The 14,973-nt window shown below is 32.5% G+C and carries 9 protein-coding genes; 4 read left to right on the top strand and 5 right to left on the bottom strand.

What is annotated here, in order from left to right:
* Window positions 1-8 precede the first annotated feature (8 nt).
* Together Q0997_RS04175 and Q0997_RS04170 are read right to left on the bottom strand one after the other, a co-directional pair.
* Entirely contained in the window at window positions 9-1,325 is a 1,317-nt protein-coding gene (locus Q0997_RS04175) for a RagB/SusD family nutrient uptake outer membrane protein (protein WP_299884940.1), read from the bottom strand.
* 19 nt (window positions 1,326-1,344) lie between these two features.
* Window positions 1,345-4,302, bottom strand: coding sequence for a SusC/RagA family TonB-linked outer membrane protein (locus tag Q0997_RS04170; protein ID WP_299884937.1), 2,958 nt, complete (start codon window positions 4,300-4,302; stop codon window positions 1,345-1,347).
* Window positions 4,303-4,553: 251 nt separating this feature from the next.
* Here Q0997_RS04170 and aspS point away from each other — a divergent pair, with 251 nt between their 5' ends.
* From aspS to Q0997_RS04155, 3 genes are read left to right on the top strand one after another with little or no spacing between them, the layout of a single operon-like run.
* Window positions 4,554-6,308 carry an aspartate--tRNA ligase gene (gene aspS, locus Q0997_RS04165; RefSeq protein ID WP_299884934.1) on the top strand — a complete coding sequence of 585 codons (1,755 nt, stop codon included), beginning with the start codon at window positions 4,554-4,556 and terminating at the stop codon, window positions 6,306-6,308.
* A gap of 45 nt (window positions 6,309-6,353) precedes the next feature.
* Window positions 6,354-8,132, top strand: a complete 1,779-nt coding sequence (locus Q0997_RS04160) for a chloride channel protein (RefSeq protein ID WP_299884932.1) — start codon at window positions 6,354-6,356, stop codon at window positions 8,130-8,132.
* A gap of 42 nt (window positions 8,133-8,174) precedes the next feature.
* Window positions 8,175-8,411, top strand: a complete 237-nt coding sequence (locus Q0997_RS04155; RefSeq protein WP_299884930.1) for a hypothetical protein — start codon at window positions 8,175-8,177, stop codon at window positions 8,409-8,411.
* Here Q0997_RS04155 and Q0997_RS04150 read toward each other — a convergent pair.
* Together Q0997_RS04150 and Q0997_RS04145 are read right to left on the bottom strand one after the other, a co-directional pair.
* Window positions 8,408-8,857, bottom strand: coding sequence for a nucleoside deaminase (locus Q0997_RS04150; protein ID WP_299884927.1), 450 nt, complete (start codon window positions 8,855-8,857; stop codon window positions 8,408-8,410). The genes Q0997_RS04155 and Q0997_RS04150 overlap by 4 nt on opposite strands.
* A 67-nt stretch (window positions 8,858-8,924) precedes the next feature.
* Window positions 8,925-11,576 carry a T9SS-dependent M36 family metallopeptidase gene (locus Q0997_RS04145; RefSeq protein ID WP_299884924.1) on the bottom strand — a complete coding sequence of 884 codons (2,652 nt, stop codon included), beginning with the start codon at window positions 11,574-11,576 and terminating at the stop codon, window positions 8,925-8,927.
* 152 nt (window positions 11,577-11,728) lie between these two features.
* Between Q0997_RS04145 and dxs the strand changes: the two genes are divergently transcribed.
* Window positions 11,729-13,501: a 1-deoxy-D-xylulose-5-phosphate synthase gene (dxs, locus tag Q0997_RS04140; RefSeq protein WP_299884920.1), complete on the top strand. Its 1,773-nt coding sequence runs from the start codon at window positions 11,729-11,731 to the stop codon at window positions 13,499-13,501.
* Here the strand turns inward: dxs and Q0997_RS04135 are convergent.
* Window positions 13,498-14,838 carry a deoxyguanosinetriphosphate triphosphohydrolase gene (locus tag Q0997_RS04135; RefSeq protein WP_299884917.1) on the bottom strand — a complete coding sequence of 447 codons (1,341 nt, stop codon included), beginning with the start codon at window positions 14,836-14,838 and terminating at the stop codon, window positions 13,498-13,500. The genes dxs and Q0997_RS04135 overlap by 4 nt on opposite strands.
* Between the last annotated feature and the right edge of the window lie 135 nt (window positions 14,839-14,973).

The following is a 14,973-nucleotide window of genomic DNA, read 5'->3' as shown; positions in this document are numbered from 1 at the left end:
ATTAAATACTATTGGTTTTCAGTAAATGGTGTTGGAAATGCATCAATAATATTATCACCTGTTCTATCAAGAGGAATATTAGTAGCGTTTAATCTATTCAATCTTCTTAAATCGATCCATCTATGACCTTCAGCTAACAATGAATAACGTCTTTGATTTAAAACCTCATCTAATAACTCTGTAGCATCTGTTGTACTACCAGAATAATTTCCTAATCCTGCAGCATTTCTAATCGTATTTAAAGCAACTACAGTCTCTGTATTATTCACTCCTATATTAGCCTCTGCATACATTAATATAAGCTCCTCATTTCTAATTAAATATACAGGATCAGTATTAGAATCATAAACCGCTATTTGATAATCTGCAGACAAGCCATCAAACGTTGTTGTTCCTCCCGTAAGTTGAAAAGATTTATCTGTTACTCTTGAGTCACCTGCTTCAGCATCTGCTATCCAAGAGTCATGAATCATAAATTCTTGCCCAGACTGATCAGGAACATGAAATTGAGTATTAGCTATATCATTCCCTGTTAATCCAAAAATATGGGCAGGGCCATTAAATAAGTCGCCATTAATATCAAAAAACGAATCGTTTAACAAAGATAGCACCATTGTATTATTCCCCTGATATAAAGCAACTCTAGCTGCTAAAGCTCTATTAAATTGTCTATAAGTAGTTGCTGAATTAAACCCTGCAAAACCAGTACTAATATTAAAATCGAAATCTGCAGAAGCTGTTGAAAGATCTGTATTTGCTTCATTCAATAAATTCATAATTCCTGTTAATGCTTCGTCATAACCAACAAAAGGCCCAAGGTTATCAGCATCTGCAGTATCTAATCTAATACCATTATTATACTGTCTATTTGCAACCATTAATAATGCGTAAGCTTTTAAAGTTTTAGCATAGCCAAAATAACTATCTTTAACATCGCTAGTAAATCCAGCTGAAGAATTTTGCACTGCAGTAATTAACACATTTGCAGATTGCACAACTTTATACCATGCAGCATAAGATCGGGTTGTTAAAAACCCATTATTATCTAATGGCCCTTTTAAAATCTCTCCTGTATAGCGAGGATCCACACCTGTTAAATCATAATATTCTCTACCTAAAATACTTACTGTATCATAATGAAATGCTAAATCATTTCTCATAACAGCCTCTAATCCAACTGCTAATAATTGAACATCTGCTTGACTAGCTCCATTTTCAAAACTTCCCACTGTAGGAGCGTTTGGATTCTCAACTTCATCTAATTCACAGCCAGCAAACAATACAACTAGCCCAAAAAAGAATATTTTTAAAATTTTATTTTTCATAATTCTTAATATTAATTTTTTAGAAATTTACATTTAAATGGAAGTTCACAAATTTAGATGTAGGATAAGGTGTAACTTCTACATTATTTCCTAGTACATTATTTCCAAAGTTTGAAACTTCAGGATCATAACTATTATAATCGAAAATGTTAATTAAGTTTCTTCCAGATATACCAACTTTAATTTTGTTTGTATACTTTATCAAACCGTCTGGTAAAGTGTAAAACAAACCTATTTCTCTAAGTTTTATATAACCCGCATCTTCAATAACTGGATCTGGGTTAACAAATGCTTGACTAGCTCTATAATCTCCATTAGATAATTGACCACTTGGATCTAATCCAAAATCATTATAATCCCATGTTGTTCCAGCTAAATCGTATAATAAAGTAGTTAAGTTAATATTATCACCACCTTTTTTCCAATGCCATAAGAAAGTAAAGTCAAAATTCTTATAACTTATTTCATTAAACCAAGACATTTGAAATTCTGGTTCTGCATTTCCATAAACAAAGAATCCATCTCCTTCAGGATCTCTTATTGCAATTTCTTCTGCAGTATAAGCAGAAGGATCATAAGTACCTACAATTTGAGTAGCACTTTGCCCTTGTTGAATTAAAAAAGTTCCTAAAGACGCTGCAAAACCACCTGTTGTAAATGCAGGAACATCTAAACGTGTTACTTCAGATTTATTTTTCCACCACTTTAAACCAACGTTCCATGAAAAATCGTCATTTTCAAGAACATTTGCATTTAAACCAAGCTCTATACCTTTATTCTCTAATTCACCTCCATTAACTACCTGATTTGTAAAACCTGAAGATGTTGGTATCTGAGATCTAATTAAGAGATCATCAATTTTTTTATTGTAAAAAGACACTTCGAAATTAAGTCTGTTATCTAAAAGTCCAAAATCAAGACCATATTCTAATTCTGTTTGACGTTCAGGATCTATATTTGGATTACCTCTTAAATTCCCTGGGCTTAAACCAGATTGTCCTCCTACAAATTGTGCATTCATTAGAGTAAAACGATCATTAAAATTAGAAAACCTTCCAGATTCACCATAAGCGATTCTTGGTTTTAAATAATTAACTAAGTCAAAATCCCAAAAATCAAACTTAGTTATATTCACTGCTAAATTAGCTTTAGGAAAGTAATACATTTTATTAGCATCTCCATTGTTAGTAGACTTATCTCCTCTTATACCAAAAGTTCCAATAATTTTATCTTGATAATTAATTTCTTCTTGAACAAAGAATCCAAAATCTCTTGCTGGCACAATTGTTTGTTGCGTTGAGACGTTTGTAGATTGTCCTAAATTAGTTTGCGAACCATTTAAGCCACTAGCTATTGTAATTACAGTATTTCTATCAAAGTTCTGTAAAAAACTACCAACTTGAGTAGTAAATCCTAATCCACTATCAAAATCTAAATTATGAACTAAAAAAGCCGATAAGTTATAATTAGTATTTATTGTTGTTCCAGAAACTGCAACACCTCCTAAAGACGTTGGTGAAGAAAAATAAGATAAAGCTCTAGGAAAAATACTAGTTGTTCTTAAAGTATATTGATCAAAACCTCCTTCTAAAACAAGTTTCAATCTATTTTTATCTGTTGTTAGTATTTTTATATTAGAAGTAGCACTACCAATAAATCTATTAACGTCCTCTCTATTAGTAGTAGTCGCAATTGTTTCTAAAACATTCGAACCAGCTCCTCCTTGAGGATAAGCACCGTTAACAGGAGATAAATCTTCCCAAGGGTAGGTAAATGCTAAAGCGTATCCTACTGTTCTATTGGCATTACCATTATTAAAAAACCCTCTATCTGATCTTGAGTTAATATAATTAGAAGTTACATAAAGGTCCAACCAGTCATTGAATCTTTGTCCTATATTTAATCTAAGAGAACTTTTCTTATACCCTGTATTCTCAACTAAACCTGGCTCATCTCTATGTGTTGCTCCAAAAAAGTAATCCGACTTTTCATTAGCTCCAGATGTAGAAAATCGAGTTGTAGATGAAATTCTAGTATGATCAAATATCTCTGCTTCATAATCTCTAAGCACAGGATTATTTGGTCCTCCAAGAGCAGTTATTTGATCTTGCGTATAATCTCTAAGTCCTAATAATTGTGTAGGACTTCTAACACCAACAACTTGAGAAAACTGTACCGTAGGTTTTCCTAGTTTTCCTCTTTTTGTTTTTATAATTACTACACCACCGGCAGCTCTTGATCCATAAATAGCAGCAGCAGAAGCTCCTTTTAAAATTTCCACACTTTCAATATCCTCTGGGTCGATATCAGCAATTCTATTCGAAGCATCATCTTGATTAGATGAAGAATTTCCTCCTCCAGAAGCCTGACTAACGATATTGTTTCCTAAACCAATTGATGAATTATCTACATATACACCATCAACAACAAATAGCGGTTGTTGATCACCAAAAATAGATGTAACACCTCTTAATCTCATAGAAATACCACCACCTGGCGCACCTGAATTTGCTTTAATTTCTGCACCGTTAAATTTACCATAAAGTGCACCATCTAAACCAGACTGTACAGTTACACCTGTTAAATCTTCTGCTGAAACCGAAGCTACTGCATTTGCTGAATTAGATCTTTTTGTCGAAGATGCCAAACCAGTAACAACCACTTCATCTAAAGCTGTTGAAGATTCTTTAAGGGCAGCATTTACTGTCTCTGGTTGATTTAGGACTCTTTCAATTGTTTCATACCCTAAAGATGAAATTTCTAATGTTACTGGAAAACCAGAAACATTTATACTAAAATTCCCATCAAAATCGGATGTCGTTCCATTATTGGTACCTTTTTCAATAATGTTAGCACCTGGTAAAGGTGTGTTTGTTGTCTCATCAGTAACCATCCCTTTGATTTCCTGTCCAAGGACAGCCAGAGGGAAGAAAACTAATAAAAACAAAAGCATTTTTAATGATTGTGTTTTACTCATAATTATTGTTTGTTTGATTGTTAAGTAGCTCTAATATCTTAATAAATATTCAAATTATTAAAGTTTTGTTAAACAAAATATCAAACAATCAATATAAAAAATGTTAATAATTAAATATTATTTAGGTTTTTAAGACAAAAACACAAATACATATATCAGAAAATTAAACAATTAGAACTAATTAAATAAGTTGCTTATTACTAATTATAAAACATAATAACTTCTTAAATTTGCACATCTAAAATTACACTATGTACAGAAGTCATAATTGCGGTGAATTAAATACATCGCATATAAATACAGAAGTTACCTTATCTGGATGGGTTCAAAAATCAAGAGACAAAGGTTTTATTGTTTGGGTAGATTTACGTGACCGTTACGGGATTACACAATTAGTTTTTGATGAAGAAAGAACTTCTAAAGAACTATTGGAGTTAGCTCAAAAATTAGGACGTGAATTTGTTATTCAAGTTAAAGGTACTGTAATTGAACGTGCATCAAAAAATTCTAACATACCAACTGGAGATATTGAGATATTAGTTTCAGAACTAAACATTTTAAACGAAGCACTTTTACCTCCTTTTACTATTGAAGACAATACGGATGGTGGTGAAGATATACGAATGAAATATCGCTACTTAGACATTAGGCGTAATCCTGTAAAAGACAGCTTAATCTTTAGAGCAAAAGTAACTCAAGAAGTAAGAAATTATTTATCTAACGATGGTTTTATTGAGGTAGAAACACCTTATTTAATTAAATCTACACCTGAAGGTGCACGTGATTTTGTTGTCCCTTCTCGTATGAATGAAGGTGAATTTTACGCATTACCTCAATCACCTCAAACCTTTAAACAACTGTTAATGGTTGGAGGAATGGATAAGTATTTTCAAATCGTAAAATGCTTTAGAGATGAAGATTTACGTGCAGACAGACAGCCAGAGTTTACACAAATTGATTGTGAAATGGCATTTGTTGAACAAGAAGATATTTTAAATGTTTTTGAAGGCTTGACTCGTCATTTACTAAAAGAAGTTAACGGTGTAGAAGTTGAAAAATTTCCAAGAATGCTTTATGATGATGCGATGCGTTTATACGGAAATGACAAACCAGACATTCGTTTTGGAATGGAGTTTGGTGAATTAAATGCCATAACACAACATAAAGATTTTGGTGTTTTTAACAATTCTGAATTAGTAGTTGGCATTGCAGTTCCTGGAGGAAATACTTATACTAGAAAAGAAATAGATAAGTTAATCGATTGGGTAAAGCGCCCTCAAATAGGTGCTTTAGGTATGGTTTACTGTAGAGTTAATGACGATGGAAGTTTTAAATCTTCTGTAGATAAATTTTACGACCAAGATGATTTAGCAAAATGGGCTGAAGTGACAGGTGCTAAAGCTGGTGATTTAATTTGTATCTTATCTGGAGACACCAATAAGGTCAGAGCACAACTAAGCGCTTTACGTATGGAGTTAGCTGAACGTTTAGGTTTACGTGATCCTAAAATCTTTGCTCCATTATGGGTTATTGATTTTCCTTTATTAGAATTAGATGAAGAAACAGGTCATTATCACGCTATGCATCATCCTTTCACTTCTCCAAAACCAGGGCAAATAGAATTATTAGATTCTAAACCTGGCGAAGTAAAAGCAAATGCTTACGATTTAGTTTTAAACGGAAATGAAATAGGTGGCGGATCTATAAGAATTCACGATAAAGCAACTCAAGCTATTATGTTAAAACACCTAGGTTTTTCTGATGAAGAAGCTCGAGCTCAATTTGGATTCTTAATGGATGCTTTTGAATATGGTGCTCCTCCGCATGGTGGTTTAGCATTTGGGTTAGATCGATTGGTTGCTATACTTGGCGGTCAAGAAACCATTAGAGACTTTATTGCTTTTCCAAAAAACAATTCTGGTAGAGATGTCATGATTGATGCACCTGCACCAATTGACAAAGAACAATTAAAAGAATTAAATCTGAAATTAGATTTAAAGTCATAAATAAAAAATCCTGCTTCTCGCAGGATTTTTTATTACTTTTAGTTAATGCCAAAAAAAACACTTTTAAAACGCTTTCTAATTTGGAGATATAAACACGTTTCTGAAAAAAACTTTACGTTTATACTAAGTGCTATAGTAGGTTTATTAGCTGGCTTAACTGCTGTAACCCTTAAAAACACAACTTATGCTATACAGTCACTACTAGATAAAGGCATTGTCTTTTCTAAAAACCAGCTATATTTTATTTTACCGGTTATTGGCTTATTGTTAGTTTATGTGTTTGTAAAATATATTTCTAAAAAAACAATAGAACATGCTATTCCCTCGGTCCTCTTTTCTCTGACCCGTAAAAGCGGGTTCTTAAAACGAACAAAAATATATTTCTCATTAATAGCAGCCCCTTTAACTGTAGGTTTTGGAGGATCAGTTGGATTGCTTGGTCCTGCCGTTGCCTCCGGCTCAGCCATTAGCTCTAATTTAGGACGACTTTTTCATATTAATAGAAGAACCCGAACACTCTTAATTGGTTGTGCTGCAGCTGGTGCTATTTCATCCATTTTTAAATCACCTATAGCTGCTATTATTTTCGCAGTAGAAGTATTTAGTTTAGACTTGACGTTTGCATCTCTTTTACCGCTACTAATTGCTTCAGTTTCATCTGTAATTACTTCTTATTTCTTTTTAGGGGATGATGTTTTATTTAATTTTATTTTTTCAGATAAGTTTGAAATTAAAGACATACTCTTTTATGTTATTTTAGGTCTAGGTACTGGTTTAGCTTCCATCTATTTCACTAAAATGTATTTTAGTATTTTAAAATTTTTTGAGCGTTTTAAAACACCTTTTAAAAAATTAATTATTGGAGGCTTAGCTATTGGTATAATGCTATATTTTATCCCACCATTATACGGAGAAGGTTTTGGTTTTATTAATAATTTACTGGCCGGAAATCACTTATTAGCCCTTGGCAAAACACCATTTGATGCTTTTAATGACAACATATGGGTCATTATAACTTTACTGATAGGTATTACAATTTTTAAAGCTGTAGCCATGACAACAACTTTTGCTGCTGGTGGAGTTGGTGGCATTTTTATTCCTACTTTAGTTATGGGAAGTGCACTTGGAAATGTAGTTGCAAAAGTAATAAATAATATTGGTTTTGGTTTTAATGTTAGTGAAACTAACTTCACTTTAATAGGAATGGCTGGATTAGTAGCAGGTGTTTTACACGCTCCATTAACAGCTATTTTCTTAATTGCTGAAATTACTGGTGGATACGAATTATTTATCCCGTTAATGATTGCTGTGGGGATTTCTTTTAGTGTAAAAAAGGGTGCTATCGATTACACTATTTACACTCGCGAATTAGCAGAAAAAGGACAACTGTTAACACATAATAAAGACCAAAATGTATTAACGTTAATGACATTAGATTCTATTATAGAAAATAATTTCGCTGTTTTAAATCCTAAAATGACCTTAGGAGATATGCTTTATAAAGCTGTTGCAAAGTCTACACGAAATTTATTTCCTGTTGTAGATGAAGACAAAAAATTAGTTGGTATAATTTTACTTGATGATGTTAGAGAAATAATGTTTGACCAATCTTTATATAATACTACCTCTATAGAGTCACTAATGCATAACCCTCCAGATTTCATATACTACAATAACGATTCTATGCAAACTGTAATGCAGAAGTTTCAGCATTCTGGCGCTTGGAATCTACCGGTTATTAGAAATGGTAAATATTTTGGTTTTGTCTCAAAATCAAAATTATTAACAGCATATCGAAGAGAATTAATTAATACAACAACATAATTTGGAATTGATTAATTTTGCAATATCATTAATAAAAATAAAATGAAATATATAATTTGGTTTTTCTTTATTATTACTGTAGCCGTAGTAATCTGTGGCTATATTCTAGACACTCCTTATTCTCAAAAACTTATTGGTTTCGGTGTTTTAGGATTCTTTTTTATTGTTATTCCATTATTTTCTTACCACAGATGGAAAGATAGAGATCCAAAAGAATACATGCTAACTAAAGAAAACTTAGATAAAATGCGTGAGCGCGAAGGAGATAAACGCAATTAATTTAAATTACGTTTTTCTATAAAAAACCGTTTTAATAATTTAGAAGCTTCTTCTTCTAATATACCTCCTTCAATTTTTGTTTTTGGATGTAATTTTGTTTTCAAATTAATACAACCACGCTCTTGATCTCTAGCGGCATAAACAATCTTAGATATCTGACTCCAATACAATGCGCCTGCACACATTTGACATGGCTCTAGAGTAACATATAATGTACAATTTTGAAGATATTTACCGCCTAAAAAATTTGCCGCTGCTGTAATAGCTTGCATTTCTGCGTGCGCAGTAACATCATTTAAAAGCTCTGTAAGATTATGTGCTCTTGCTATGATTCTATCTTCTATAACAATCACAGCTCCTACTGGTATTTCTCCTTTATCGAAAGCTTCTTCTGCCTCTTGGAGTGCTTTTCGCATGAAGTATTTATCGTCGTATGGATTTATCATAATTGTAAAAATAAAAAAGGCAGCTAAATATTTAGCTGCCTTTTTAATAATTTATATAAAATAGGTTCTAATTCTTAAGAATCTTATCATTTGTATTAATTCCTTCACCTTTTATAGTAAGAATGTACATTCCTGACTGTAAAGCTCCAATATTAAGTTGAGTTTCATCTGAAAGATTAACTGTTTTAGATAATACACTTCTTCCATTGATATCTGTTAACGACATAGTAACTTCTCCAAAGTTTTTCTTCACTTTAATATTTAAAATGTCATTTGCAGGATTAGGGTATATTGAATATTGACTATTTAAAGCAAATTCATCTACACTTAATGCTGTACAGTTTTGCAATGAAGCATCTGTAGCAGGAAGCATTGTAAAGTCTTCAACTTGATCAGATCTAGAAGCTGCAGTTCCTTGACTCGCATTAACACCAACACCTCTTGCTGCAAATACTTCCCAAATCATACATTGGTCTTCTCCATTTGTCAATGCAATATCTGCTGCTAATAAAGCGTCTCTACCATCAACAAAACCTGCACCACATGGTTGTAATTTCAATCCATCTAAAACAAGTTGCATTATTTTATTATTACCTCCTGTACCGTTATATAAATCTGCATTAAATCCATATTTTTCGATATACTTCCATGTTAAATCCCATAACATTGTTGACCATACAGTTCCTATACCATGAGGTTGAGAAATATTAGCATCGTTAGTATTCGCATAAGTTAATGGATTAACAGTAGTATCTGTACTATAAGGAAATGGTCTAATTCCACCACCAGTGATAGGTTGTCCTGTAGCGAAAGTTCCAATACCTCTTGCAGCGTCTCCAACATCTGAAGCTGTCATTGTTATCATTAAACCAAACCAATCTGACCATCCTTCACCCATTTGCTCAGCATTTCCTAAACAACCAGAATTACCTGGACCTCCAGCCAAACGAGTAGAAATACCATGTCCATATTCATGAGCAACAATTCCATTATCTAAACTTCCATCTTTTTGGTATGGCGCTGCTGGTACTAATGAAGCATTTATAGTTTCTCCATTATTTAATGCGTTTATTATATTTTGACCATCTAATAGACTAATCATTATAGAAGGAATAGTTACTTGAGCTCCTACAGCTCCACCTCCCATAGGGATAATATCAGCAAGACTATTATTAACCACTATTACACCAACTGCTCCCTGGTTTTCAGCACTCAAAACTTTAAAACCAAATTCACATTCTCCTCTATTTAAAACTACAATTTTCCCCATTAAAGCAGGTCCATTGGTTACTGTATCACAAGCATCATTTGCATCTGTACTTACGCCAGAATTATCATCCGTTAGTAAAGCTAAATCTGCAGTTACTGTAGTTGTTAAAGGTGTTCCAAATGTTGCTTTTGTCCCAGTATAATCTCCTGCTACAGTAGAATTATTAATAGTTAGTGGTTGTCCTGGAGGTCCTGTAGCTGCCCACAAAAACATTGTCATTCCTGGATTACCTCCATCTGGTGGAGTTCCAAATGTGGCATTATTTAAACCACTACCATCTTGTCCATCGGCAAAAACAAAATCTCCTCCTGCTCCTCCATTGCCATAATTATTTTGTTGAAAATTCCCACTAGCCTCATCAAAACCATACTGATACCATATATCATGCATGATATTATTCATGTAAAATAAGTTTGTTAAAGATGCATCACGATACCCTATAGGTTCTTGATTTTCATTAAAAGGAAAGTTGAAATTTAATGTAGATCCTCCTTCAGCTGAAATTCCTGTTCCATCATTTCCATCAGCATCTTCTTGAGCCCATACATTATTTCCTCTAGTAATAGTAAATTCTGCTCCTGCTACTCCATTAGTATCATGCCATCCAAAAGGTGAAGCTACTGCATTAGAAGGATCTGCTAATAATTGAAATGGTCCATGATTTGGACTTTCAGCAGGTAGAGCCAACACATTGTATTGTGTACCACCAGGCATAATAGACCTATTTTCTTTAAATAAGTTTACTCCATGAGTTCCTCCATCTAAATGAGACTCATGATTAGTATGATTAGCGTCTCCAAAATTACATGAGACTATCCAATCAATAGTATTCAATACTTCTCCAGAAACAGCATCTACTCTAACACTATACCAGTTTGAGCCATTTAAAGTACGAATACTTAAATCCCAAGCTAGTTTTAAAGTTCCATCTTCTACTACTTGATAAACCAAACTTACAGGAATATCTTCTTTAGATACTCCTCCATTAGAAAACAAATAACTATTCCCATTAGAGCTTATTGTTTCTATATTACTTAAATTCCCTAAGTTGTAATGAGAAACTACTGAACTAATAGCTTCTTGAGGATTTATACTTGTGCTTGTAGTATTAATTTTTGAATTTATATTTGAAACAAATGCGTTTGCATAATGAAATACAGAGTTATCCCTTATAGCAACACTAGAAATAGCATTATAAATCTTAACACCTTGGTAAGCTTGATTTACATAGACATGATTAATATTAGTTTTATTTGAAAAATAAGCATCGCTTACTTGTAAATCTAACACATCATTATCTGTTAAATTAAAATTACCTTTTTTAGCATCTAACCAATTCTGAATTATTGATCCATATTGATTATCCGCTAAACTATTTTGGGCATCTACACCTTTAGGTGCAAATAAAAGAGCCAAAATAAAAATCTTTAAAAAGTATTTTTTTTTCATTTTATATAAAATTTAGATTATGTAGGGTATTATATAATGAAATGCAAATATAGCTTCCATGTCTAACATATTATAATATTGCTTTACTTTTATTAGCTTTTTAACATATATACTAAAGGAAATTTGATAATTTTGCACTCTATTTTCTATTTATGACTAAAAACACACTTAATTCTTTACAGTCAATAGAATCTTTAAGACTTCTAAAAAAAGAGACTCTCATATTATTAGCAGAAGATTTAAGAACATTTATTATTGATGCCGTTGCTGCAAAAGCAGGGCATTTAGGAGCCAGTCTAGGTGTTATAGAATTGACTATTGCCTTACATTATGTTTTTAATACTCCTAAAGATGAATTAATCTGGGATGTTGGACATCAAGCATATGGCCATAAAATATTAACAGGGAGAAAAGAGCGTTTTAACACCAATAGAGAATTTAATGGAATAAGCGGTTTTCCAAAACGTAGCGAAAGTCTATTTGATAGTTTTGGTGTTGGCCACTCTTCTACTTCAATCTCTGCGGCTTTAGGCATGGCTATAGCATCTCAATTAAAAGGAGACATTAACAAACAACATATTGCAGTTATTGGTGATGCCTCTATTGCTAGCGGGATGGCTTTTGAAGGCCTCAATCATGCTGGTGTAACCAATTGCAATTTACTCATTATTCTAAATGATAATGCTATAGGAATAGACCCAAGTGTTGGTGCCTTAAAACAGTATTTAACTAATGTAAAAAAAGGCACTCAAAAACAAGATAATATATTTGAAGCCTTAAATTTTGAGTATTCTGGTCCAATAGATGGTCATGATTTAAATGCTCTCATCTTAGAATTTGAACGTTTAAAAAATATAAAAGGCCCTAAATTTTTACATGTTATTACTACCAAAGGCAAAGGGCTGCGACAAGCAGAAGAAAACCAAGTAACTTATCATGCTCCTGGAAAATTTGATGCTAAAACTGGAGATTTATATATAAAACCAAAGAGTATTCAACCTCCAAAGTATCAAGATGTTTTTGGACACACTATCGTTGAATTAGCCAAACAAAATAAAAATATTGTAGGTATTACTCCTGCCATGCCCACAGGAAGCTCTCTTAAATTCATGATGGAACAAATTCCAGATCGTGCATTTGATGTCGGTATTGCAGAACAGCATGCTGTAACACTTGCCGCCGGAATGGCAACTCAAGGATTAATTCCATTTTGTAATATCTATTCTACTTTTTTACAGCGTGCATACGATCAAGTTATACATGATGTAGCTATACAAAACTTACCCGTTATCTTTTGTTTAGATCGTGCCGGTTTAGTTGGAGAAGATGGAGCAACACATCATGGCGTTTTTGATATTAGTTATTTAAGAAGTATTCCTAATTTAATTGTTTTTGCTCCACGGAATGAAATAGAATTACGCAACATTATGTATACAGCTCAACTAGGTCTAGAACAGCCAATAGCTATACGTTATCCACGAGGTCGTGGTGTTATTATTGATTGGGAACAACCGTTTTCTAAAATAGATATTGGAAAAGCTAAACAACTTAGTAATGGAAATACCCTTGCTATATTATCTATAGGAAGTATTGCAAAAAATGTAACAAAAGCTATTGAATTAGCTAATAAACCAGCAGCTATTGCTCACTATGACATGCGTTTTGTAAAACCTCTAGATGAAAAAGTTTTGCATACTATTTTTAAAACTTATTCAATCATTGTTACCGTTGAAGACGCTTCAGTAAAAGGTGGATTTGGTTCTGCTGTTTTAGAATTTGCAGCAGAAAACAATTACAAAAACGACATCTATTTAAAAGGTATTCCTGATGTTTTTATTGAACATGGCACAATAGACCAGCTGCAACAATCGATTGAATTGGATGCTAAAAAACTTTCAGAATTTATTCTCGATAAATTAAATTAAAAACTAAATCCTTTTATCTTTTTATAAATCAAAATAGCTTGACTATCTGATAGCAACGAAACATAATGACATACACTTAATAAACGCTCATACAAACTGTCTTGGTTTGTTTTTATAGTATTTGGTAACCCTTTTAGAATAAGCTTATCATAATTTGAAGCCACGTTATTATAATTATTATTCGCTGCATTAGTATAAGCGTTTAATAAAGTGCTAATAACACCATAACCAGCTATCTCTTTATCAACAACCTCTTTTGATCGATAGATTTTTTCAACACTTAATTTTATAATATCATTTATCTGTGCTTCGTATTTACTTTTATCAAGTAAGGCACAGTCAAAATCTCCATTTAAAATAGCTTCTTCATTAGTCATAAAAATAGATACTGCTTCATCAATTAAAGTACCAATAGCCAAAGCACGCAAATAACTTACACGGTCTTGCGTATTTTTTAAGTCGTGATATTTATTAGTATTTATTCTATCCCTAACTAGATTAATAAGATACTCTAAAGCAAACTCTTCTTGTATTAATCCTAAATTAATACCGTCTTCAAAATCAATAATAGTATAACATATATCATCTGCAGCTTCTACTAAAAAAGCTAAAGGGTGTCGTGAGTAACTTATAGCATCGTTACTTCTTTCTTTCATCCCTAATGTTTCTGCTACTGCAGTAAAAGCTTGCTTTTCACTTTGAAAAAAACCATATTTTTTATCTGCAATATGCTGTGTTGGCTTTTTAGGCAACGATTCTTTTGGATATTTTGTAAACGCACCTAATGTAGCATAACTCAATCTTAATCCACCTTCACGACCATCTCTACTTTGCGTTACAATTTTAAACCCATTAGCATTACCTTCAAAATCGCATAAATCTTGATATTCTTTATTAGCTAATTGTGTTTTATACTGCTGTCCATTTCCAGAGATAAAAAACTCTCCAATTGCTTTTTCTCCAGAATGTCCAAAAGGAGGATTTCCTATATCATGAGCTAATGCAGCTGCAGCTACTATAGCTCCAAAATCATTAGCTTGGTACCCATGAATATTTTGTAATTGTGGGTGCTTCTCTAATACTTTTTGTCCTACTCTACGACCTAAAGAACGCCCAACAACACTAACTTCTAGACTATGTGTTAAACGTGTATGAACAAAATCTGTTTGAGATAATGGAATCACTTGCGTTTTATCTTGTAGACTTCTAAATTCTGAAGAAAAAATAATACGATCATAATCCACTTCGAAACCCAAACGTGTTTCATCCTGTTCTTTTCGTAACCTTTTATTAGTATCGCCAAAGCGCTTAAGAGATAGTAGTTGTTCCCAATTCATAGTATAACATTATGTGCCTGCAAGATATACAAATCCAATGTTAAATTAATGTTTACAAATTAGAAAATAATATCAATTTTAGTAACATTAAACTAACCTTTTATTCAAGAATCTTTAACCTCTAGTTAACCTTGA

It is taken from the genome of uncultured Lacinutrix sp. (genome assembly GCF_947500325.1).
In the GTDB taxonomy this organism is placed as follows: Bacteria; Bacteroidota; Bacteroidia; order Flavobacteriales; family Flavobacteriaceae; genus Lacinutrix.
This window is presented reverse-complemented; position numbering and strand designations above follow the sequence as displayed.